Annotated in this window: 22 protein-coding genes; 7 read left to right on the forward strand and 15 right to left on the reverse strand. The window is 68.8% G+C overall.

Annotated features, from left to right (window positions below):
• Positions 1-60: 60 nt before the first annotated feature.
• Positions 61-1,053, forward strand: a complete 993-nt coding sequence (locus ABH936_RS03050; RefSeq protein WP_038569879.1) for a 5,10-methylenetetrahydrofolate reductase — start codon at positions 61-63, stop codon at positions 1,051-1,053.
• Between the two features lie 278 nt (positions 1,054-1,331).
• Positions 1,332-2,621, forward strand: coding sequence for a lipase family protein (locus ABH936_RS03055; RefSeq protein WP_404602606.1), 1,290 nt, complete (start codon positions 1,332-1,334; stop codon positions 2,619-2,621).
• A 273-nt stretch (positions 2,622-2,894) separates the two neighbouring features.
• Here ABH936_RS03055 and ABH936_RS03060 read toward each other — a convergent pair whose 3' ends face one another.
• The 12 genes from ABH936_RS03060 to ABH936_RS03115 form a co-directional block, all read right to left on the reverse strand.
• Positions 2,895-3,281, reverse strand: coding sequence for a hypothetical protein (locus ABH936_RS03060; RefSeq protein WP_006945166.1), 387 nt, complete (start codon positions 3,279-3,281; stop codon positions 2,895-2,897).
• Positions 3,282-3,442: 161 nt separating this feature from the next.
• Entirely contained in the window at positions 3,443-3,604 is a 162-nt protein-coding gene (locus tag ABH936_RS03065) for a hypothetical protein (protein ID WP_156444999.1), read from the reverse strand.
• A gap of 14 nt (positions 3,605-3,618) precedes the next feature.
• Entirely contained in the window at positions 3,619-4,863 is a 1,245-nt protein-coding gene (locus ABH936_RS03070) for a threonine/serine exporter family protein (protein ID WP_404602609.1), read from the reverse strand.
• Positions 4,860-7,193 (reverse strand): hypothetical protein, encoded by a 2,334-nt coding sequence (locus ABH936_RS03075; protein WP_404602611.1) that lies wholly within the window; start codon positions 7,191-7,193, stop codon positions 4,860-4,862. The genes ABH936_RS03070 and ABH936_RS03075 overlap by 4 nt, the downstream gene beginning before the upstream one ends.
• Entirely contained in the window at positions 7,190-8,149 is a 960-nt protein-coding gene (locus tag ABH936_RS03080; protein ID WP_404602613.1) for a glycosyltransferase family 2 protein, read from the reverse strand. The genes ABH936_RS03075 and ABH936_RS03080 overlap by 4 nt, the downstream gene beginning before the upstream one ends.
• Before the next feature lie 170 nt (positions 8,150-8,319).
• Positions 8,320-9,132 carry an FAD:protein FMN transferase gene (locus ABH936_RS03085; RefSeq protein WP_404602615.1) on the reverse strand — a complete coding sequence of 271 codons (813 nt, stop codon included), beginning with the start codon at positions 9,130-9,132 and terminating at the stop codon, positions 8,320-8,322.
• Positions 9,133-9,175: 43 nt separating this feature from the next.
• A complete protein-coding gene (locus ABH936_RS03090) occupies positions 9,176-9,694 on the reverse strand; it encodes an FMN-binding protein (RefSeq protein WP_074040838.1) in 519 nt (172 codons plus the stop codon).
• Between the two features lie 29 nt (positions 9,695-9,723).
• Positions 9,724-11,205 carry a ferric reductase-like transmembrane domain-containing protein gene (locus tag ABH936_RS03095; RefSeq protein WP_404602616.1) on the reverse strand — a complete coding sequence of 494 codons (1,482 nt, stop codon included), beginning with the start codon at positions 11,203-11,205 and terminating at the stop codon, positions 9,724-9,726.
• Between the two features lie 151 nt (positions 11,206-11,356).
• On the reverse strand, positions 11,357-12,142 hold the full coding sequence (locus ABH936_RS03100) for a DsbA family oxidoreductase (protein WP_404602617.1): 786 nt from the start codon (positions 12,140-12,142) through the stop codon (positions 11,357-11,359).
• A 305-nt stretch (positions 12,143-12,447) separates the two neighbouring features.
• Positions 12,448-12,681, reverse strand: a complete 234-nt coding sequence (locus tag ABH936_RS03105; protein WP_038569865.1) for a hypothetical protein — start codon at positions 12,679-12,681, stop codon at positions 12,448-12,450.
• A gap of 504 nt (positions 12,682-13,185) precedes the next feature.
• Positions 13,186-14,454 carry a hydroxyacid-oxoacid transhydrogenase gene (locus ABH936_RS03110; protein WP_404602618.1) on the reverse strand — a complete coding sequence of 423 codons (1,269 nt, stop codon included), beginning with the start codon at positions 14,452-14,454 and terminating at the stop codon, positions 13,186-13,188.
• A 174-nt stretch (positions 14,455-14,628) separates the two neighbouring features.
• Positions 14,629-15,546 (reverse strand): hypothetical protein, encoded by a 918-nt coding sequence (locus tag ABH936_RS03115; protein WP_404602619.1) that lies wholly within the window; start codon positions 15,544-15,546, stop codon positions 14,629-14,631.
• A 204-nt stretch (positions 15,547-15,750) separates the two neighbouring features.
• Between ABH936_RS03115 and ABH936_RS03120 the strand changes: the two genes are divergently transcribed.
• The 3 genes from ABH936_RS03120 (at position 15,751) to ABH936_RS03130 (ending at position 18,857) form a co-directional block, all read left to right on the forward strand.
• Positions 15,751-16,434, forward strand: a complete 684-nt coding sequence (locus ABH936_RS03120) for an HAD family hydrolase (RefSeq protein ID WP_404602620.1) — start codon at positions 15,751-15,753, stop codon at positions 16,432-16,434.
• Between the two features lie 204 nt (positions 16,435-16,638).
• A complete protein-coding gene (locus ABH936_RS03125; RefSeq protein ID WP_404602621.1) occupies positions 16,639-18,192 on the forward strand; it encodes an amino acid permease in 1,554 nt (517 codons plus the stop codon).
• 149 nt (positions 18,193-18,341) lie between these two features.
• Positions 18,342-18,857 (forward strand): DUF1697 domain-containing protein, encoded by a 516-nt coding sequence (locus tag ABH936_RS03130; RefSeq protein ID WP_404602622.1) that lies wholly within the window; start codon positions 18,342-18,344, stop codon positions 18,855-18,857.
• A 195-nt stretch (positions 18,858-19,052) separates the two neighbouring features.
• Here ABH936_RS03130 and ABH936_RS03135 read toward each other — a convergent pair whose 3' ends face one another.
• On the reverse strand, positions 19,053-20,420 hold the full coding sequence (locus ABH936_RS03135; RefSeq protein WP_006945152.1) for a threonine/serine exporter ThrE family protein: 1,368 nt from the start codon (positions 20,418-20,420) through the stop codon (positions 19,053-19,055).
• A 94-nt stretch (positions 20,421-20,514) separates the two neighbouring features.
• On the opposite strand from ABH936_RS03135, the gene ABH936_RS03140 reads away from it, so the two are divergent.
• The gene (locus ABH936_RS03140; protein ID WP_239303403.1) at positions 20,515-21,282 is read left to right on the forward strand and encodes a TIGR00730 family Rossman fold protein; all 768 of its coding nucleotides are present in this window, start codon (positions 20,515-20,517) and stop codon (positions 21,280-21,282) included.
• A gap of 211 nt (positions 21,283-21,493) precedes the next feature.
• Positions 21,494-21,715, forward strand: coding sequence for a hypothetical protein (locus tag ABH936_RS03145; protein ID WP_404602623.1), 222 nt, complete (start codon positions 21,494-21,496; stop codon positions 21,713-21,715).
• Positions 21,716-21,749: 34 nt separating this feature from the next.
• Here the strand turns inward: ABH936_RS03145 and ABH936_RS03150 are convergent, their stop codons facing one another.
• Together ABH936_RS03150 and ABH936_RS03155 are read right to left on the reverse strand one after the other, a co-directional pair.
• Positions 21,750-22,241, reverse strand: a complete 492-nt coding sequence (locus tag ABH936_RS03150) for an NUDIX domain-containing protein (protein WP_404602624.1) — start codon at positions 22,239-22,241, stop codon at positions 21,750-21,752.
• Between the two features lie 361 nt (positions 22,242-22,602).
• Entirely contained in the window at positions 22,603-23,031 is a 429-nt protein-coding gene (locus ABH936_RS03155) for a DUF6918 family protein (protein ID WP_006945141.1), read from the reverse strand.
• Positions 23,032-23,105 lie beyond the last annotated feature (74 nt).

Raw genomic sequence — 23,105 nt, forward strand, 5'->3', positions numbered from 1 at the left:
GTCTCACGGGTCGGCGCTCGAATCGGGTGTTGATGAGGTGCGGGCCTAGCCTCGATCGTCATGAGCGCCCATGCCGAACGCCCCTTCGCCGACCTCGTCGCCGACGATCGTGAGCTGTTGCTGTTCGCCATGACGCCGCCGCGCGCGACGACGAGCGCCGAACGTGCGCAGGAGATCGCCGACGCGACCCTCACGCGTCTCGACGGCCTCGATGTCGACGCGCTCATCCTCTACGACCTCGACGACGAGTCGGATCGCACCGATGACGACCGGCCGTTCCCCTACCTCGAGACGATGGACCCGGCCGACTTCCTCGCCGGCCCGCTCGCCGGGTGGGACGGGAACGCGATCGTCTACCGCTGCGTCGGCAAGTACGACGAGGCGCAGCTGCGCGACTTCCTCACCTCACGCCGCCAGGGTGACGCGACCGTCTTCGTCGGCGCTAGTTCGTCCGACAAGCCGGTGCGGACGAGCCTGTCGCGCGCCGTCGACCTCGCCGCCGAGCACGAGCACGTGACGCTCGGCGGGGTCGTCATCCCCGAACGCCACGCACGCACGACCGCCGAGCACGAACGGCTGCTGCGCAAACAGGAGTCGGGTGCGGCGTTCTTCGTCAGCCAGGTCGTCTATGACACCGGCGAGGCGAAGAACACGATCAGCGACTACGCCTACGCCTGCGCCGAGCGGGGCATCCGACCGGCGCGCCTCATCTTCACGCTGTCGCTGTGTGGCTCGGAGAAGACCCTCGACTTCCTCGAATGGCTCGGCGTCGACGTGCCCCGCTGGGTCGGCAACGAACTGCGCCGCAGCCACGACACCCTCGAGGCGTCCTACGAGCACTGCCTCGCCGCCGCGCACGAACTCGCCCGTTTCTGTCGCTACCTCGACGTGCCGTTCGGCTTCAACGTCGAGAGCGTGTCGACGCGCCGCGTCGAGATCGACGCCACGGTTCAGCTCGCCCGCGACATCGCGCGCGTTCTCGAACGAGGCGCCGGCAACGAAGCCGAGGTGCCACCGCAGGAACGTCAACCGCAATCAGCGTTCGGCGCCTGACGGGGCGGCGGGGCTTGCTCGGGCTGCTCGGAGTCTTGATGGGGCATGCAGCGGCGTCGGTTTTGGAAACCCCAGACCAGCCGCCCTGGGAGGGGTTTTCGACCCGTCGGGCCACCCGTCGTGACGGGAAGATCGCGATCTCTCACCCGATTACGCTCGCGTAACTTTTCGGATCGCCGTTCCCCAACCGCCCCCGCGGGAGGGTTACTGTGCGTTGGGTCACATCGCGTGGCTGCTTCATGCCGGTCCCCGGAAACTCTCCCCCCGAAGGAACCCCCATGCGCCGAAACCGTCTCGCCGCCGTCGCTCTCACGTATGCCGCCACCTCCACCGCCTGCGTCACGACGATGGCTGCAGCGCCCGCCGCCCAGGCCAGCACCGCCACCTTCTACACCGCGCCCGCCAGCGTCCCGGCCACCCCCGGCACCCTCATCAAGAGTGAGCCGTTCTTCACCGGCCTCGGCGTGTATGGCAAGACGACGCGCATCATGTACTCGACGCGCGACACGAACGACAAGCCGACCGCCGTCACCGGCGCCTACATCGAGCCGTGGGCGAAGTGGGCAGGCCCGGGCCCGCGTCCCGTCGTCAGCTTCTCCGTCGGCACGATCGGCCAGGGCGACCAGTGCGCGCCGTCGAAGATGCTCACCTCCGCGCTCAACCTCGAGGTTCCCGGCTCGATCGGTGTCAACTACGAGACGACCGCGATGAACAAACTGCTGTCGAAGGGCGTCGCCGTCGTCGTCACCGACTACGTCGGCCTTGGCATGAACGACCGCGTCCACAGCTACATGAACCGTGCCGACCAGGCCCACGCGGTGCTCGACGCGGCGCGCGTCGCGAGCAAGGTGCCCGGCGCGAGCGTCACGGCCGACTCGAAGGTCGCGACGTACGGCTACTCCCAGGGTGGCGGCGCTTCCGGCGCGGCCGTCGAAGCCGCTCCCGCGTACGCGCCGGAGCTGAACGTCGCAGCCGCCTACGTCGGCGCGCCACCCGCCGACCTCAACTCGGTGCTCTCCGGCGTCGACGGCAGTCCGATCGCCGGCGTCATCGGATACATCATCAACGGCGCCTTCAGCGAGTACCCGGCGCTGCAACAGATCGTCGACGACAACTTCAACGGCAACGGCAAGGCGATGCTCGCGACGACGAGCGGGCAGTGCACCGCCGACACCGTCCTCGCGTTCGGTGGCAAGAAGACGTCGCAGTACACGAAGACGGGCGAATCGCTCGCGCAGATCGTCGCGCGCGAACCGGCGCTCTCCGAATTCATCGACGCCCAGCGCATCGGCCGCCTCAAGCCGACGGCTGCCGTGCGCGTGGCGACGGCGAACGCCGACGACCTCGTCACGCACAGTCAAGCCCGCCAGCTCGCAGTCGACTGGTGCGGCAAGGGCTCCAACGTCACGTACGCGCCGCTGAGCAACCCGAGCACGGGCACCAAGTCGATTCTCAACCACCTCGCCCCGTACATCACCGACCAATCGGCCGCGCGCGACTGGGTCGTCGACCGTCTCGCGGGCAAGCCCGCGACGTCGAACTGTGGTTCCATCGCCGGGATGCCGTGACACCGGGACGCCGTGCGATCTGACGCGTGATCGACGAACCGCCCGAGAATCCTCGTGATTCCGGGCGGTTCGTGCGTACCGGCCCGTCCGGCCCGCACCCGGCCGCCGGGCAATGTGAGCAGCGTGCTTGGCGGGGCCCGCACTTTCCGTCGTGTCGGGGGCCGCATGGAGCGCGCAGGGCTGACACTGCGGCGTGTTTCACGTGAAACACCGCAGCCCCCGTCTCGTCGACGGGGGCTGCGGTGTTGCGCTCGACGTTGAGGTCGAGACGCGTCAGTGCGTGCCGCGCTCGATCAGCGTTCGGTGGATGATCGAACCCGCGCCGATGCCGATGGCCAGCGCGGAGAAGAACGCACCCATGGCCGGGTACTTGAGGAAGATGACGGGCGAGAGGGCGACCAGCACGAGGCAGATCGCCGCCATGCCGGCCGGCGGCAGCTTGAGGAATGTCTTGTATGCCGCGAACCCGAGGACGTTGCCGAGCAGCCAGCCGGCGAGGGGGTCGATCAGCCAGCTCGGCTCGGGCAGCAGACCCTTCTCGGGCTGGAAGATCCACAGCAGCAGGATGAGCACGCCGAGGGCCGTGACGTCGATGGCGACCCAGGCGGCGGTCGGGAACGTGAAGTCGTCGTCGCGACGCTCCGTGGGTGAGGTGCTCATGCCAGACCTTTCAGCGTGGACTCTCGGCGAGGTCGACGGGCGTCGACGTCGAACGTCAGCGCGTCGGCAGAGACGCGTTCCTTCATCTTCCCTGCAACGGCGCGGCCGGCGCCACCGATTCGGTCAGATTGGTGCCGGATAGCCTGCGCTGGGCAGGGCTGTCAGCCCCGGCGCCGCATCTGCATGACGATGAAGCACGCGACGCCGACGACGATCGCGAGCACGACGGCGAGGGAACCGCCCGACAGGCGCGCGAGTGCGATGCCCAGTGCGACGCCGCACAGGGCGAGGAGGAAGGCGCGCAGGCGCGGGGACGACGTCATCGCTCCAGCGTAGATCAGGCGGGCCGGTTGGGACGGCGGCGGCGGGTGCGTCGGATCGTGACGCGCAGCCCGCGCGCGGCGCTCGTGCCGAACACGAGCCCGAGGGCGATCCCGACGATGGCGCCGGAGGCATTCGTGGCCGTCTTCCACGACTCGTGCGGGTCGATGGCGAGCTGCGTGACGCTGACGAGCCCCAGCGAGCCGGGCACGAGCAGCCAGAAACTCGGCAGGAACAACACCATGCGCGGCAGCGTCGGGCGAGCGAGCGCCATCACCCATGCGCTGAAGGCGGCGACGAACGCGCCCGCGCACGCGCCGGCCCAGGCGGGGTAGGCGAGCCAGTTCTGGATCGACCACTGTGTCGCGTACGTCAGCGTCGTCACGGCGAGCACCCAGGGTGCGAGGCGCCGCGGCACCGACTCCATGAGGCAGATGCCGATCGTCACCGCCCCGAGGCCGATGAACCCGGCGGGCGGGCCCAGCTCGTCGACGCGGGTGTTGACGAAGGCGCTGCTCGGCGCGTGCGTCAGCAGGCTCGCGCCGGCGACGCCTGCGGCGAACATGATGAGTTGCGTCGTGCCGTGCGCGAGGCGTGCGGCGCCGCTGACCATGGCGCCGGCGACGAGTTCGCTGAGGCCCGTGACGATGAGGGCGCCCGGCAGCAGCACCGCGACGGGTGGCAGCATCGTGCGCAGCGGACTGGCGACGAGACCGGCGTCGAAGGCGGCGAATGCGGCGGCCGCGACGATGAACCCGGCGAACAGCGGCAGCAGTGCCGCCGGGACGAGACGACGGCCCGTCAGGCGGATCAGGGCGACGGTGACGGGGCTCGCCAGGGCCGCGAACAGCACGCTCGGCCAGGTCGGCTGGAGGATCCCGGCGATGCCCGCTGCGACGACGAGGCCGCCGAGGTACATGCCGACGACGGGAAAGCGGGCGCGTTGCCTCCTCAGGCCGCGCAGCGTGGCGAGGGCGTCCGCAGGCGTCAGCGACCCCAGCTCCAGACCGTGCTGGATCGCGGCGACACGCGCCGTCTGATCGAGTCGCAACGAACCCTCGACGGACTCGAACGTCGCCGGCTCACCATGGCCGAGCCCCAGCGTCACGCCGTTCGGGTTGGCCTGCATCTGCACGCCGGGCAGCCCGATGGCGCGGGCGGCGCGCACGACGTCCTCCTCGGCCTCGTGCGCCCCCGCACCGGCAGCCATGTGAGCAGCTGCGAGATAGACGAGCAACTGACGCGTCTTGGCGTCGTTCATCTGAGGCGTAGGACCATGGTTGTCGGTGAGACGAACACGGGCGTGGTGAGTTCCAGGAGCTCGTTAGAGACGCTGGACGCCCTTCGGTCGGCGTAGAGGAAGCGCACACCCCGCTTCTTGAGCTCCGCAAGGTTCGTTGCCGTCGGGTGCCTGAAGGCCGTCTCGTTCTGACGGAAGGCCGCTTCGTCGTAGTACGGCTGCGCCAGGTAGCTCCGGCCGCCCACCATGTGGCGCACCCGTGCACTGTTGCTGTAGCCCCACGCGCCGATGTCGACGGGTGATGCGGTGTAGGCCGCCACCCAGAATGAGCGGGAATCACAGAACGGGGTCGTCCTGATGGAGCGGCAGTGCACGTTAGTCGCGACGAGGTGGCCCGTGGGGTTCGCACGCGCAAGCGCGGCTGCCGCAGCGAGCTCGTCGCGTGACAGTGGTGAGGTCGGCGTTGGCGGGTCGCTCGGCACTGTCCGATGCGGCGGGGACGGCGTGTGCACCGATGACGTGATCGGTGGTGTGAGCCCATAACCCAGCAGGGCCGCGAGAGCGATCGCTCCAGCGGTATGGCGGCGCGACGACGGGTCGGCTCTGATGAGACTGACGAGTACAGAACATGTGACGACCACGAGCACGGCGAGCATGGTCAACCACCACATACGCGGCGTGCGGGCAGCCTGGAAGGACTCGGTGTCCTGCCACACCGTGCCGACGACCCATCCGAGCACCAGAGCCATGATCAGAGCGGCACGAGCGTTCCGCGAGCCGACGCCCACCCACAGGCCGTAGCCACCCCAGGCGATGAAGACAGCCGTCACCGGAGCCAGGCCCCTCATGAAGTAGACCTGCGACATGGAGGGGTGCGCGAGGAGGAACATGGCCAGGAAGGCAACGATCAGCATCCCTGCATACATGAGCAGGGCATCGTCACCCCGTGTGAGGTTCGTGCGGCCGGCTATCACGAGCAAGCAGCAGGCGTACGTACCGATGAGGCTCGTGACCAGCATGACAAGCATCAGGGAACTTGGCCGATGGCCCGAGATCACGACGTTGTTCCACACCTTGATCTGAGTGGCCGTGGCTCCGGCGACGAACTTCGATCCGCCGCCTCCCCCGGCGAACGCCGAGGCGGTGATCACGATGATCAAACAGCCGATGACGCCGACGACGAGGGGGCGCAACCAACCACTGCGGCGCACGAGGGCACGAAGGAAGACAAGCCCCACGCCACCGAGGATCGTCGGCAGGAGCGAAACCTTCGTTCCGGGGCCCATGAGGGCGAGGACGAGGGCCACCGTGACCACTGGCGCCGTGACGCGTGGTTCACGCAACAGACGCAGTACGGCCCACGCGAGTAGGGCACATACCGGCAGGCTGAAGATGTGTGACGGGCTGAGCCAGACCAGGCCGGACGTGGAACCAGTGTCGACTGGGCGAAGGATGAGAACCACAGGAGGGAGGGCGAACAGTAGGGCGGCACCAGCACCACCCGCACTGCTGCGCGACAGCCATCTGGCAAAGCCGAACACGACACCGAGGGCAGCTGCCGCAACGGGGAGGTACCAGGCGACGACGGTGATCTTGTCGACAGAAACCCCGCTTGCCATGGCTAGGGCAGCGCCGTGGGCATTGCTGAACCAGTGGTACGACAGGGCGCCCTCCGCTGCCGACTGGGGGTCCGTCGGGGGCGCGTGGTGCATGGCGTCCGCAGTGATCGCTAGGTGCCAATCCATGTCCTGGTACCAGCGGATGTGATGATCGAGCGGAGTGATCGTGAATAAATGGGTCTGCAACGAGCGCAGCACCATCGCCCAGGCGAACAGCAGGGCGAGGGCGCTGCCGACGCGAACACCATGCCGGGCATCGGGCTCTGACCGGGGGCCGGGGGCTCGGGCCGGCGCGGCGCTATCGCGGCGACGTCTGGTCACCAGGCACACAAAGCCCCCGACCACGACGGCGATGGCGAGCGGGGCGGCGAGCGTCAGCCAGGCCTGACCGGTGTGCACGGCGACCCACCAGCCGAAGATCTGTGGCCCGAGACCCGCGGTGAAGGCCACCGCGAGCCGCGTCGGCAGATCACGCACGCGGAATCCATGAGCCACGATCGCGCCAGGGAGGACGACGGATACGAGCACGGCGGCCGAGAAGCGGGCGACGTCGGCGGCCGTGAGGCCGTTGTGCATCATCGTTGCGACGGTCAGCACGCCCGCCGCGAGGCCTGTCGCCACTCCCACGAGACGTTCGCTGGGGGGTGTGACGGACGCCGTGTCATGGCTGGTTCGTTCGGTCTCGACCTGGCTGGCTCCCGAGGCCGGCGCGGATGCGCGGTGCGCCGTCATCGGCGCAGGTCCTGCGACCCGGTGGTCGGGGTCTCGAGGCTGTCGTACGCGATGTAGTGGGTCGGGCGGGCCTGCATCGCCACGTACAAACGCCCGACGTACTCCCCGAGGATTCCGAGGCACAACAGCTGGAATGCCCCGAAGCCACAGATCGCGACCATGGTGGAAGCCCAGCCGGTGATCGAGTGGCCCGTCAGTTTGGAGATGAGCGCGAACACGAGAACCAGGAAGGCGGTGACGAACCCCAGACCGGCGAACCACGTCGCCAGCCGGAGTGGGGCGTTGGAGACGCCTGTGATGCTGTCCAACGTCAGCTTCAGCATCTTCGACAGCGGATACTTCGACTCGCCTGCGGCGCGGGCCTCACGCTTGTAGCCGACCTCGGCGCTCGGGAAACCGAGGTGCGGGACGGCGAGGCGCAGCACGCGGTTCTGCTCGGGCAGCGCGAGGACGGCGTCGACCGTTTCTCGGCTCATGAGGCGGAAGTCGGCTGCGTTCATCGCGCCACCCGCCCCGAGCTTGCCCATCACCTTGTAGAAGCCCTCGGCCGTGGTGCGCTTGAACGCCGTGTCCGTCGTGCGGTCGGTGCGCACGCCGTAGACGACGTCGACGTGCTCGCGCTTCGCGACGTCGAGCATCTCGGCGATGACCTCCGGGGGATCCTGGAGGTCGGCGTCGATCGTCACCATCCAGGAGCCGAGAGCGCGCGCAAGGCCGGCGCTCATGGCGGCCTGGTGGCCTGCGTTCGCGCGCAACCGCACGACACGAATCTGCGGCCACTCGCGGCGCAGTCGCTGCAGGATGGTGGGGGTGTCGTCAGATGATCCGTCGTCGACGCACACGACCTCGTACGAGGTATTCATGCCGTCGAGGACGGGGCGCAGACGCTCGGCGAACAGGGGCAGCACGTCCTGCTCGTTGAACATGGGGACGACGACGGACAATTCAGGGCTCACCGCCCCAGAATACGTGGCGGTACCGCGGATGCAGCGGACATGCCGGCCCGGAGCGGCGGACCGCACCCGCGCCGACTCGCGCCTCCTGGCGGGGTCCGTTCGCGGCCGGGCCGGCGGCGGTCTCGGACCTGCATGCCGGCCGCGCCTCGAGACCCGTGGGAGGCAGCGTGTCAGGCCTGCAGGTGCGCGACGCGGTAGCTGGCGGCCATGCGACTGAAGGCGAGGGCGTCGGGGTCGAGGAAGCAGGCGGTGGCCCACACGTCAGCCCAGACCAGATCCGGCCCGACGACGGTGACGCTCGCACACTCGCCCCCGTGCCCCATCGGCGATTCCTGTCCTCTTCTGCGATTTTCGTCCACATTCGTCCTCGGGTCGACGATGTGGGCGCCGCGCTGCGCGGTGCCTGATGTCGCCAGCGCGCCCTGCGTCAGCTCGATCGTCGCGACGACGCCCGCCGCGTCGCGCGGGTCGCTGATGCCAACGCGCCACACGCGCTCGATGCTTGCACTCGCGCCCGCCCCCGCGTCGCACGTCAGGTCACCGCCGGCGTTGAGGCAGAACACGATTCCGGGGACGGCGCGCAGGACGTCGGCGGCACGCTCGACGGCGAAACCCTTGACGAGGCCCGTCGGGTCGTACCCGCGGCTGCCGTCGGGACCGACGAGGTCGGTCGTGAACAGGCCATTCGTGACGGTCGCGGCTTCCTCGCACAACGCGCGAACGTCTGCGTACCAGGGGTCCGCCTCGGTCTCGTCGAGCTCACCGCGGCGAATACGCATGAGGTCGCTGTCGGCGCGGTAGGTCGAGAACACGTCGTCGGCGCGGTGCAGGGCGGCGAAGGCGCGGTGGGCTGCGTCGGCCAGTTCGTCTGTGCGTGAGTCGAACTCGTCGTGTGCGACGCGAATATGGAGCGAGACGGCCATGCCCATCGTGTGTTCGACGAACGCTCGGGTGCGCCACGGCGGTTCCGGGGTGGTGGGCATCATGATCTCTTCTCGCGTCGAAGCCGTCGTTGTCATCGCGGGCTCAGATGTGGGCCTGGTCGAGCGCCGACTGCAGGCTCTGGATGTAGCCCGTCGAGGTGTACGTCGCGCCGGAGACCATGTCGATCGAGCTCGTCGTCGTGCCCGTCGCCTCGGAGTTGAGCGTCGGGATGGCCACGGAGTTGATCTCCTGATCGCGAGAGTTCTCGCTCGGGTAGACGATGGCCTCCGACGAGGTGACCTTTCCGTTCGCGACGGTGATGCGCACCTGCACCGGCCCCCAACGCGTATCGACGCTCGTGCCCGTGTAGGTCGCGGACTTCGCCGAGCCGGACGTGGAAGCCGAGGCCGCGGGCGTCGAACCCGAACCGGTGCCGGACCCCGATGTCGTCGTCTGCGTCGATCCCGCCTCGCTCTGGCCCGTCGTGGTGTTCTGCTGCATCGCAACGGTGTTCGACGCCCCAGCCCCGCCGGCTGCGACTGCCTCGGTCGACGTGCGGTAGCTGAACAGCAGCACGAGCAGCGTCAGCGTGCTCATGGCCCACCAGGTGATGCGTTTCATGATCGTCCTCGCTCAGTAAGTCAGTAGGTTCAGTAGGTGAAGTGCTCGACGTGGATCTGCTCGCGCGGCACGCCGATCTCGCGCAGCGCTCGCTCGACCGCGCGCATCCACCCGGCCCCGCCGCAGACGTAGACGTCGCGTTCGCGCACGTCCGGGCAGGCGAGCAAGAGGGCGTCGGCGTCGCTGAGGTGACGGTGATCCTCGGGCAGCCAGCTCTCACGGCCGGGGATGCGGTGGCCGCGCAGCACGATGTACTGGCCACCGCGCGCGGCGGTGATGGCCTCGATCTCGTCGTCGAGCACGAGGTCGTCGTCGGTGCTGTGACGGTGGATGACGGTCGCGTCGAGCCGCCCCGTCGCGGGGTCGCTCGGCAGTTCGTCGAGCAGGGCGCGTAGCGGCGTGATGCCGATTCCGGCGCCGATGAGCAGCGACGCCCGGGTGCGAGCCGCACCTGCGTGCATGCGGCCGTACGGTCCTTCGACGAGGACGCGCGTCCCCGGCGTCAGCGTCGACAAGCGGCGTGAGCCGTCGCCGATCATCGCGGCGGTGAAGCGTAGCTCGACCTGCCCGTCGTCCCTCACGCGAGGCGCGGCGGACAGCGAGTACGGGTTCGCGCGCGTCACGCCCGGCCCGCCGAAGCGCCACTGCAGGAACTGGCCGGCGCGCGCGTCGAGTGCGGCCGTGGCACGCCCCACGGCGCTCACGTTGACGACGCCGGGCGCGATCTCCTCGACGTTCGTCACGCGCAGGCCGGCGCGCTGGGTGCGCGCGAGCGGTAGCAGCACGCGGAACACGATGACGGTGAGCGCCACCGCCGCGTACAGGGCCCACCAGAACGTCGTCGCGACGGGCGAGGCGAGGAAGTCGCGGCCCGTCCACAGCTGGTGCGGTAGGGCCAGACCCACGCCGAGGTAGGAGTACAGGTGCAGCAGATGCCAGCTCTCGTAGCGCAGCGCGCGCGAGCGCGGGGACCGAGTCGCGCTACCGGGGCGCAGCGGTTTGATGCTGGTGACGACGACGAGGCACAGCGCGACGGTTCCGGCCAGGGCGAGCAGCATCGCCGGGTAGGTGAGGGTGAAGTCGACGATCTGCCCCCAGATGCTCTGGTGCGCGTCGGCGGCGTAGCCGAGCGTGATGAGGGCGATGTGGGCGAGCATCAGCGTGAAGCTCGAGAAGCCGACCCAGCGGTGCAGGCGCGTCAGCCCATCCTGCCCGAAGGCCTGCTCCACGAACGGAACTCGCGCCATGAGCAGCACCTGCAGCAGGAGCAGGTAGCTCGCGATCAGACCCGTGAGGCGGCCCGATTCGTCGAGGACGCCCGACGTGGACGTCAGGCCGGCGATCCCGCCGTTCGTCACCCACAGGGCGACGACGAACAGGCCGAGGCCCCAGGCGACGACGATGCTCGCGTCACGCCACCAGGAGGGGATGACGCGCGGTTCGCGTGGTGCCGCGACGGCGGAGGCGCCGAGTCTGTTCGGTGTCGGCGGCATGGTGACCTGCGTGCTCATGACGCCACTGTCCCTCCCTCACTTCACCACCCCGTATGGCGTCGCTGTGAGGCGGCTATGAGGGCGTCGGAGCCGTACCCATCTGCGATGTTCGTCCACATTTACTCCTGGTAAACGGGTACGAAAATCGCAGATGGGTATGGGCCCGCGGTCAGATGGCGCAGTGGTCGGTGTCGCAGGTGCCGGGATGGCTGTGGGTGCCGGCGCGGCCATGGTCGGCTGAGTCGGCGTCGGGGTCGGCGGGCGCCGTGTCGTCGGATGACGTGGGCGCGCCGTGCGTTGCCGCAGCGTCCAAGGTGGCCGTACGACCCTGCCAGGCCTGCGTCAGGGCGCGCTCGAACGTCTCGACGGGCTGCGCACCGGAGACGGCGAGGCGCTCGTCGAGGACGAAGAACGGCACACCGGTGATGCCGATCTGACGCGCCGCCGCTTCGTCGGCGCGCACGTCCTGAGTGAACTCGTCGCCGGCCAGGACGCGGCGGACGTCGTCGGCGGGCAACCCGATCTCCTCGCCGAGACGCTGCAGTTCGTCGACGTCGCCGATCGAGACGCCCTCTGTGAAGTACGCGTGCATGAGGCGCGTCTCCGCCGCGGTCGCGAGTCCGTGATGCGCTGCGAGATGGATGAGGCGGTGGGCGTCGAACGTGTTGCCGTACTTCGCGTCCTGCCAGTTGAACGTCAGGCCGACGGCGGCCGCGCGCGCTGCGACGTCCCGCTGGCTCGCCGCCGACTGCTCGGCGCTGATGCCGTACTTCGTCGCAATCGTGTCGACGAGCGTGCGGCCGGGCTCACGCTCTATGCTCGGGTCGAGTTCGTAGCTGTGCCAGACGATCTCGACGTCGTCCGCGTGCTCGAAGTTCTCGAGCGCCAGCTCGAGGTGACACTTGCCGATGACGCAGAACGGGCAGACGATGTCGCTCCAGATGTCGATCTTCATGCGGGTGTCAATACCGTTGACTGTTCAACTATTCCGACGTGTGCTGGCCGCGACGATCCGTCGCGCCGACGGCCGGAAGCGGGTGCGTGACAAGGCTGCGCCCGATTCGCCCCGCCCGAGTGCCCCGTGCCCGACTCACGTACTCCTGCACCGCCGTGTTCTGCGCAATGCCCGCGCCTGACTCGCCTGTGCCCGATTCGCCCCGTGCCCGACAGGCCCGCCACGACATGGCGCGGGCGCCGACCCAGCCATGATGGATCGGCGCCCGGATGATGCCGCGTCGCTCGTCGCGCCCGGGCTGGCCGTCAGTGCGCTGTCTTGCGCCACTTGCCGAGCGACAGCAGGACGAACCCGCCGAAGGCCCAGCAGAGCAGGACGATCCACGCCTGAGACGCCCCGCGCCCGTCGAAGTAGGCGACTGATCGCAGCGCGGTGCCGGCCGCACCGACGGGCAGGAACTGCCCGATCGTGCCCCAGGGGTGCGGCAGCCACTGCGGGCCGGTCGCGAGGCCCGAGATCGGGTTGGAGATGAACAGCATCGAGCCGATCACCTCCATGCCACCGCGCGACGTCGTCCGCACCCTCGCGCCGATGATCGCGCTGCAGCTCGGACGTTGACGCTGACGCCGACGTCGCTGCAGGCGTCGTCGGTCGCACGTCAGGCGCCAGCGCGCTCGCGGTCGGGACCGATCGTCTGGGCGCATCACCTGTGACGGTCGCCGGACGCTGACGGGCTGCGGCGTCCTGCCGTCGTCACGCGGGCGACCGGGCCTCACCCGTCAGCGCAGGGGCTTGTCGCCGATCCTCGCGATGCGCTCGGCGTACTGAGCCGGAAAGCCGATCGGACGCTCGTCTCAGAACCGGCGAGCCGGACGTGGGCGGCGTCATGCCAGGGGCCCGGCGTGACGACGGAATCGATGCGCGAATCGCAGAGGGGGACGGGCGGGCGCCTTGTGGGCCCGGCCACCTGTGAACCCCCGCAGCGGTCGACGTCCCGCGATGCCGAGCCCCACCGTAGCGCCCGCCTCACGGCAGGGGCGTCGTCACCAGAGCGTCATCGAGTCTCGCAGCACGCGTTCGACGTCGGTCTCGGTGATGTCGACGGGCGCCGTCGCGAGCAGGCGCTGCTGCTTCATCGCGCCGTCGACGAGCTGCGGCAGGTCGTTGTGCGAATAACCCAGTGCAACAAGGCCGTTGGGCAGGCCGATGTCGCGCATGAGGCGACGCAGGGCGTCGGGCAGCGCATCGCAGCCGAGGTCGCTGCCGGCGGTGTCCGGTTCCAGCAACGCGGCCAACTCGTGGTGACGCCCCGGGTCGGCGGGGTAGAGCAGCGCGAACGCGGCGGGCGCCGTCATCGCGACGGCCATGCCGTGCGGCACCATCGGGTGGTCGGCGTCGTAGCCGTCGGGGCGGAAGTCGCGCACCATGCCGGCGATCGGGTAGGCGCACGCGTGCGGCACGTGGACGCCGGCGTTGCCGAACCCCATGCCCGCGAACGTCGCCGCGAGCGCCATCGCGCCGCGCGCGTCCACGTCGTCACCGTCCGCGACGGCGGTGCGGAACGACGTCGCGAGCAGACGCACGGCCTCGCGCGACCACATGTCGCTGATCGGGTTGGCGCCGCAGTACGGCACGCGCTCCTCGGCACGCTTGGCGGCGAATTCGGTGTACGGCTTGGCCGTGTAGCTCTCGAGGGCGTGGCAGAGGATGTCCATGCCCGCGGCCGCGGTGACGCCGGGGGGCTGCGTCATCGTCAATTGCGGGTCGATGACGGCGAGCCGCGGGCGCAGCGACGCATGGCTGATGCCCGTCTTGACGTTCGCCTCCAGCACGTCGAGGACGCAGATCGTCGTCGACTCGCTGCCCGTGCCGGTCGTCGTCGGCACGGCGATGACGGGCACGAGCGGCTTCGTCGGGTTCTTGCCGCCACCGACGGGCGCGTTGATGTAGTCGACGAGGTTGCCGTCGTTCGTCGTCATGAGGGCGATGGCCTTGGCCGTGTCGATGCTCGAGCCACCCCCGACGGCGACGATCGCGTCCCACGGCCCGTTCTTGCGGGCCCAGTCGGTGGCTTCCTGCAGCGAGGCATCGCTCGGCTCGACGCGGGCGCCGGTGAAGGTGTCGACACTGATGTCACCGCCCGTCAGGACGTCGACGACGCGTTGCGTGATGCCTGCGTCCGCGACGCCCGAATCACTCACGACGGCGACGCTGCGCGCGCCGAGATTGGATGCGTCCCAGGCGATCTCGTCGATGGCTCCGGGGCCGAACTTCAGTTGGGGGCTGCCGTAGGTGAACACCGTCTCGTCCATGGGCTCGACGGTACGCGAGTGAAACGAACGAGGCACCTGGCCCGGGGCGGAACTGTTCGAACCTCGTGACGTCCCACTCGGCGCAGATCGCGCCGATTGGGGCGATCGGTCGGCGCGAACGTCCCCGTGGTGCAGTTCCGCACCGTGTGGGGCGTCGGGCGTCACCTCGCCGCGTCAGCGTCGACGTCTCGAGCGCGCCCGCGTCGACGATCGCCGCACCCGCGCGGCCGTCAACCGCTCATGTCGGCGCATCTCACGCGCGACGCGGGCCTGCGCGCGCTCGAGCGGCAGTTCCTGACGGCGCCGACGCGCGGCCTGCATCTGTGAGCGCATCGTCGCGCGCATCTGTTCGCGCGGGTAGGGGCGGCCGCCGATGAAGTCGCGCACGGCGTTCCAGCGTTCGTCGTAGGCGTCGTTGAAACGCGCGTGGGAGCGCCGATCGAGCCACCCGCCTGTCTTGTATCGCTTGGTCGCCCACCACGATCCGGGTTTCGCGACGCGCACGGCACCCACGACGGCGAGACCGGGCACGAACACACCGATCAACCCCGTCAGCAGCTTGCCCTTGAGGATCGTCAGGACGACGAACCCGAAGTTGATGACGATGCCCACCGCGACGACGACGCCGGGCACTCCGTCGCTGCCGGGGACGATGTCGAGCGGGTTCGCGCCCAGAACGAGGGCTGCGGTGATGGCGACGGCGACGAGCAGGGCGCTGATCGACTGGCGTCCCTCCTCCTGCCAGTAGACGTCTTCGAGGTGCAGCCACATCGCGAACTCGTCGAGGGTGAGGGCGGCTCCCGTGCCGAAGATCGCCGCGAGCACGTTGAGCCACAGGCCGCGCTCGGGCAGGTACGTGATGAGCATGAGGCCGCTGAACAGCAGCATGAGGATGCCCCACACCTGATGGTGGATGTGGATGCCCGCGATGGCGATGTTGCGGAACATGCCCGGCTCGGCGTTCTCCTTGAGGTACGCCTCGGCCTGGTCGGCGCGGTGACGGATGTAGCGCGTCGTGGTGCGCGTCGCGGCCGTCGCGAGGACGAAGAAGATGAGCAGCCACAGCACGGCGTGGCGGCTCGGGTCGATCATGTCTTCATCGTAGGCGCGGCAACTGACCGTGCCCCGGACGGCATCAGCCCGCGTCGCACCCTCGTCGCAGCATCATTGCCCGAAATCGCGTCGTGCTTGGGCAACGATGCGCCGCTACCTCGCCGTCAGACGCGGTGAGCGGCGCCGGTCGGGGTGGCGCCGCGTTCATTGCGTCGGGTGCCGCGAACGGGCAAGGATGGTGGGATGACTGACGATTCGCAGCAGGCTTCCGGGGCCTTCGACACCGTCCTGTTCGACGTCGACGGCACCCTCATCGACTCGACGTACCACCACGCCATCGCGTGGGCGCGCGCGTTCGCTCGCTTCGACCTGTACCCGCCGCTGTGGCGCGTGCACCGCTCGATCGGCATGGGCGGCGACCAGCTCGTCCCGAGCCTCGTCGGCGACGACGTCGAGAGCCAGCACGGCGACGACCTGCGCGACGCGTGGGAGGAGGAGTACGAGAAGCTCCTGCCCGAGGTGCGCGGATTCGACGGCGCCGCCGACGCCGTGCGCGCCGCGCGCAGCAAGGGCTACAAGGTGGCGCTCGCGAGCAGCGGCAAGGAGGAGTTCACTGACGCTGCGCTCGAGAAGGTCGGGCTGACGCGCGACGACTTCGACGCCGTCACCTCCTCCGACGACGCCGACAACAGCAAGCCCGAACCCGACATCCTGGAGGTCGCGCTGGAGGAGGCAGGCGGCTCGAAGGGCGTCCTCATCGGCGACGCGACGTGGGACGTCGAGGCCGCGAAGAAGGCCGGCATGTCGACGATGGGGCTGCGCACCGGCGGTTTCTCCGCCGCCGAGATGCATGACGCGGGCGCCACCGGCGTCGTCGACGCCATCACCGACCTGCGCGACGGCACCTGGCTCGACCGCCTGAACTGACGCCGTAGATCGGGCCCGTAGGTCCATCTGGCTGGGGCACCCCGAAGACATCGAGCGAAATGTTCGAATGCGAGCGGCACAGCGCTCGTGTTCGACCATTTCGCTTGTTCTCACCCCACTCGTCCCGGGTCGGACGTGCGTCACATCCCGGACTCGCCGACCGTCCGAGTGGCAATCACCCGTCGAACAGGGGACGGTGTTGACATGTCGACTCAAGCCGGTGGCGACAGACGGGCCTCGCCCGTCTCGCCCGAACCGTCGAAATCGTCCGCCCAGCCGCCCACCGACGACGCCCCACTGGGCGCCCTCGAATCGGGGCTGAAACCGCGTCACGTCACGATGATCTCGATCGCCGGCGTCATCGGCGCCGGCCTGTTCGTCGGCTCGGCGAACGCGATCCAGCTGGCCGGCCCGAGCGCCATCATCAGCTATGCGGCGGCCGGTCTCGTCGTCGTCCTCGTCATGCGCATGCTGGGCGAGATGGCGACCGTCAACCCGGATACGGGTTCGTTCAGCGTCTACGCCGACCGCGCGCTCGGCAAGTGGGCCGGGTTCTCGATCGGCTGGCTGTACTGGTGGGCGTGGGCGCTCATCATCCCCGTCGAGGCGACCGCCGGCGCGACGATCCTGCACAACTGGATCGACTGGCCGCAATGGGTGTTCGCGTTCCTCATCACGGCGATCCTGACGGCGACGAACCTCGTCAGCGTCGGCAACTACGGCGAGTTCGAGTTCTGGTTCGCGCTCATCAAGGTCGTCATCATCATCGGGTTCATCGCGCTCGGCGTACTGGCGATCCTCGGCATCCTGCCGACGAGTGACGTCTCCGGCGTGCACGGCCTCACCGACCACGGGTTCTTCGGTGGCGGCGTCGGCGGCATCTTCGCCGCGATGCTGACGACCACGACGACGTACCTCGGCACCGAGATCGTGACGATCGCCGCGGCCGAGTCCAACAACCCCGTCGGCGGCATCCGCAAGGCCGTCAACAGCGTCATCTGGCGCATCTCGATCTTCTACCTGGGTTCGATCATGGTCGTCGTGTGCCTCGTCGACTGGACGAGCCCCGACCTCGCGTCCAAGGGTTCGTACCAGTACACGCTCGAGACGATCGGGCTCGGCCGACTGACGACCGTCCTCGACCTCGCGATCCTGACGGCCGTCGCGAGCTGCCTCAACTCGGCGCTCTACACCGCGAGCCGCATGGCGTTCAGCCTGGGCCGGCGTGGTGACGCGCCGAAGTCGTTCGGGCGGACGAACAAGCGCGGCGTGCCCGTCGCGGCGATCCTCGCCAGCGTCGTCGTCGGCTTCTTCTGCGTCGCCCTCAACTACGTGCTGCCCGACAAGATCTTCGCCTACCTGCTGTCGACGGCCGGATGCGCAGCACTGTTCGTGTATCTGTGCATCTCGTTCACGCAGCTGCGCTCGCGCCGCGCGATGGACGAGGCAGGCACGACGGTGCGGGTGCGCATGTGGCTGTTCCCGTGGCTGACGTACGCGACGATCGCGTTCATCCTGCTCATCCTCGTCATGATGGCGTTCGACGACGGCCAGTCGCAGAACCTGTGGTTCTCGCTCGCGGTGGCAGCGATCGTGCTCGTCGCGGCGTTCGCCCGTCACGGCTTCACGGGTGGCTCGGACGAAGAGATCGTCGAGGCCGCCGAGCAGGGGCTCGCCGAACACGACGACCCCGATGACCCCGACGATGCCGACGACACGACGGCTACCTCGACCGAGGCTCACCGCAACGACGCCTGAGCACTCCCGTCCGCCCTTGCGATTCCTGCCCCCATCGATGAACGGCGTCCACAACGGCGATTCCTGTCCACATTTGCGATTTTCGCCCGCCTTCACCCCGAGCCCTCGGCTTCGGCAGCGAACGCGACGTCGGGTGGCAGGATCGAGCTGTGAGCACCTACGTCATGTTCCTGCGCGGCATCAACGTCGGGGGCGTGCGCGTGCCCATGCCGCGTTTGCGCGAAGTGCTGACGGAGGCGGGTGCCCGCGAGGTGACGACGTGGCTCGCGACGGGCAACGTCCGCCTCGCATTCGACGGCCCCGCCGACGACCTCAAGACACTCGCCGAGCGTGTCCTGAGCGACGAGTTCGGCTACGAAGCCTACGTTCTCGTGCGTGACGCGGACGAACTCGCGAACATCGTCGACGCCTGGCCGTTCACGCCCGACGACGCCCACCACCGCTACGTCGTGCTCGGGGGCGCGCCCGCCTACGACGACGCCCAGGCCGCCATCGACGCCAACCCCAGCGACGAACACGTCCTGGCCGCCGGTGACGACCTCTACTGGCGCACCCTCAAAGGCGCCACGACGACGTCGCCCGTCGCCAAGGTGCTCGCCCGCCCGCGCTGGAAGTCGACGACCACCACGCGCAACCTCAACACCCTCGAGAAGATGCTCGCCTGACGCACCAGCACCAGCACCAGCACCAGCACCAGCGGGCATCCGCCATCGTGCGGGCCGGTCGCCTCCAGCCGCCTCACCAACCCGCACGCGCAGCCGACGACGCCCAGCCCGTCGTCACCCCTGCCATGGCGCCCCACCGTCACACCCAGGCCGCGGCGCCCAACTCGTCACTCGCAGGCAACAGCGGCCAGCCCGTCACCCCCGAGGCGCTTCACCGCCGTGGTCGATGAACGGACGGCGGAAGTCGGGTGTCGACAGGCCCTTGGCGGCGAACTCGGTGTCGTCGAGGTCGGCGTCGCCGTGCTGCGACGCGTGCTTGTACTGGACGCTGCGGGCGCTCCACAGGGAGCGGCTCGCGATGAACTGCCCGAGGACGGCGCCGGTGCCGATGGCGAGGGCGACGGCCATCGCTTCGAACAGGTACGCGCCGGCGCTACCCGAGTGCGTCGCGAGCGCCGCGAACCCCTTGTAGAGCACCATGCCCGGCACGAGCGGCGAGATGGCGACGTCGAGGGCGCCGGACGTCGGCAGGTGCGTCGGGCGTGCCATGACGACGCTGACGATGCCGAGCCCCATCGCGGCGACGCTCGTCGCGGTGAAGTTGGAGATCCCGGCGGCGCTGAGCAGCAGGTAGATGGCGCGCGCCGCGGCGCCGAGCAGCGCGAACAGCGGCAGGTGGCGCCAGCGTGCGTGGCTGAGCAGCGCGAATCCGATGGCGATGAGCGCGGCGGCAAGCGTCGTCTGCCACGCGACGGGGTTGCCGTTGCCGGTCTTCTCGATGTCGAGATGCACGCCGACGTGCGCCACGCCGTACACCGCGCCGATGGCGCCGACGACGAGCCCGAGCGTCAGGATCGTCGATTCGATGAGGCGCCCGCAGGCCGTCAGGTACCAGCCCGTCAACAGGTCCTGGATGGCGCTGACGGAGGCGCTGCCGGCCAGCTGCGTCACGAGCGCGGCGGTGATGATGACGCCCGGCGAGCCGATCGGGAACACTGCGACGAGCACCGCACCTGTCGCGACGGCGAGCCCGGCGGCGATCGCGCGTCCGTAGTACGACGGCAGTTGCACGCGTGCGAGCCAGGCGCTGACGACGTCGATGATGACGGCGCACACCGTCGCGATGAGGCAGACGCCCAGCGACCCGCCGAGCAGCCACGCGAACCCGAAGCCCATCGCCGCTGTGCCGAGCGTCTTGAGAGTGCGCGTCTGCGGCGGTTCGGCCTCCAGCTCGTCGAGACGTCGCAGCGCTTCACGGATGTCGATGCGTGAGGTGACGACATCCTCGACGATGTGTTCGAGCACCGTCAGCACGTGCACGTCGAGGCCGGCCGCGCCGACGGTCTGAACGCGCGTGACGGGTGTCGCGTCGTCCGCGGGCGTGTAGCTGAGCGTGATCTGACCCATCGTGACGTTCGCCGTCGTGGTCGCGAAACCGTTGACGCGGGTGATCGTCAGCATGGCCTGGGTGACGTTGGCCGACGGAGATCCGTTGCGCAGCAACATGCTTCCGGCGCGCAGGGTGAACGTGAACAGGTCGTCGATGGGGCGGGAGGAAGGCACGCCGTCACGGTGTCAGGACGCGGGGGCGGAGTCCACTCGGACGCTCGCCCAGCAGGCAGGGTGCGTTGTCACCGCCCGGCTCTAGGGTGAGTGCATGAGTGAAACCGGCGCGAGAGACGGCCACGGCGAGCGCGCGAACGAACCCGTCAGCGGTTCGACGGCCTCTCGCGACGCGACGGCCGCGGACGCCGTGCATGGCGACAGGATGAGCGCCGCCACATCGGGCCGCATCGCGGCGACGCCGACCGCGGCGTCGTCGACTTCAGCGGGCGCGAGTGCCGGAACGATGCGCAGCGTCGCCGTGTTCTGCGGGTCGACGCCGGGCGCCCACCCGGCGCTCATGGACGCGGCGTACGACGCGGGGCGAGTCATCGCCGAACGGGGTCTGACGCTCGTGTACGGCGCGGGCGGCGGCGGCCTCATGGGCGCGGTGAGCCAGGGCGCGCTCGACGCCGGGGGCGAGGTCGTCGGGTTCATTCCGTCGCTCATGGTCGAGCGCGAATGGGGGCGGCACGACCTCACGGAGTTCCACGAGGTCGACACGATGCACACGCGCAAGGCCGGCATGGCCACGCGCGCCGACGCCTTTCTCACGCTGCCCGGCGGCCTCGGCACGCTCGAGGAGATCTTCGAGGTCTGGACGTGGCGCACCATCGGTTACCACGACAAGCCGGTGGGTTTCCTTGACGTAAAAGGGTTCTGGCGCCCGCTGCTCGACGCGGTGCAGGGTCTGGCGGACGCCGGGTTCATCCGGCAGAGCGTCATCGACGACGCCGTCGTCGCCCCGACCATCGATGAGGCCCTCGACGCTCTCGCCGCGCGCTGCATCGTCAGCGGTGCGGGTTTGCGCGGCGGATTCTGAGCGATGCCGGACGGCGCTCCCGTGCCGCGCCTCGGTCTGCCCGTACGCCGGCGGCGGATTCCACCGGTCTGCTGCCCCGGCCCGGGTGTGCACATCTGCGATTTTCGTCCCCATTCGCCGATGGGGCGCTGGCGTCGGCGCGGGCTCGAACACAGCCCTGCTGACGAGTCCGCGCCGCGTTGCGGCCTTGATTCCATACGAGGGGTGAGGGATGGATTCGCACGGCGACAACGATGACGCGTGGGTGCACCACCGCCTGCCCGTGCGTCGGGTCGAGGCGCGTCCGAATGTGCTCGCGCGCTTGAGCGGTGAGGCCGCCGACGTCGATGACGCGCACGTGGCGACGGTGGCGCCTGCTGACGGCGGGTTTCCCTGGGCGAGAACGGCAGTGAGCAACGAGTCGCCTGCCGGCGGAGCCTGGGATGCAAGATAAACCGCTGATGAAACGCGGACAACAAGAGGCGTCGTCATTCATGCGAAGTAATCTCCGATCGAACATAGTGGCGAGCTGCTTCAACGAGGTGGCCATGGCCTGCTATTAACCTCCGGCCATCGTCAATCAACCTCCAATTGAAAGAGCAAGTTAGATCCGAGAGGTTACCGCCTCTCTCTTCTACGTGGGTCCATCCATCAGAGTCGAACGTTCCATCATTCACCCCAACGAACCAATAGCGCAGATGTGCTTCGTTCTTGAACGATGCCATGTCGTAGGACGAGACCGCGAAGCACGTTAGTCGCGAATCGAAGAATAGACCAGTCTCTTCAGCTAGCTCGCGCGGAGCAGCGCACTCCGGAGCCTCGTTCTCTTCAATAGTTCCTGCGGGAACCTGGATACCCGCGTCGGGATATGCGGGCTGACTAAATACGAGAAAAGACTCCAGGTCTTCATCCAGAATATAAATCATCACTTTCGAAACAAGCTGTCGCCCTCGAAAGGGGGAAGTGAGGATATCTGTCATTTCAGGATCACATCCGCGTCTCTATAAAGGTAATAGCCTTAAAGCCACCGATGGCGGCGATGATGCTGACAACGTCAGTCGTGATGACACCGATGACGACGCCGACCTCACCGACTGGCAGCGTCAGTGGCTCGACGTCAACGCACCCGAGGATGAGCCTGACGAAGCATCCCGACCGTTGACGCCGGCGGTTGGTGGGAGGGCATCCCCGCCGTCAGACAGTTGCTGCTCTACGGTCTCGAGCCCGCCTGCCGTCGGTGCCAGGCCCGCCCACACCGCAGTGACCTCGAACGGGGCACGCCCGAAGCCCGAGACGCGAACGCCCCCGCACCGTCAGATACGGGAGCGTCGAGCGGGCCGGTCAGGCGGCGTGCTTCTGCAACGTCGCGCCGATGGCGGGCAGCGCGTCCTTGATCATGTCGGCGGCCTTGCCGCGGAACGTGCCGTAGACCTTCGCGATCTGGTCGCGCGACGTCGAGTTGGCGCGCGCATCGGCGATCTTGAGTATGTCGGCGCTCACCTCGTCGCCGCGACCCTTGAGGTATGCGCCGAAGTCGCCCTGGCCACCGAAGGCGTCCCAGTACGGGTCGAAGATCGCGACGATCTGGTCGAGGTTGTCGTTGAGCGCCGACGCAACGTCGACCTTCTTCTTCGCGCCCGCGTACGCCGTCTTGATCGCGGCGCCGCTCAGGCCCTTCTTGCCGGAGACCTCGGAGTCGATCGTGGCAGCGAGATCCTTCGCGACGGCGGGACGCACGGCCGGCTGCAGCAGCTTCTCGGAAAGCGACATGATGATGCCTTTCTGTGGCGGTTCGTTTCGCCCGTCAGCCTAGCGTCAGCCCTCGTCGACGGCCCGCGCATCAT

The organism is Dermacoccus sp. GAS27A, assembly GCF_044909235.1.
Taxonomy (GTDB): Bacteria; Actinomycetota; Actinomycetes; order Actinomycetales; family Dermatophilaceae; genus Dermacoccus; species Dermacoccus nishinomiyaensis.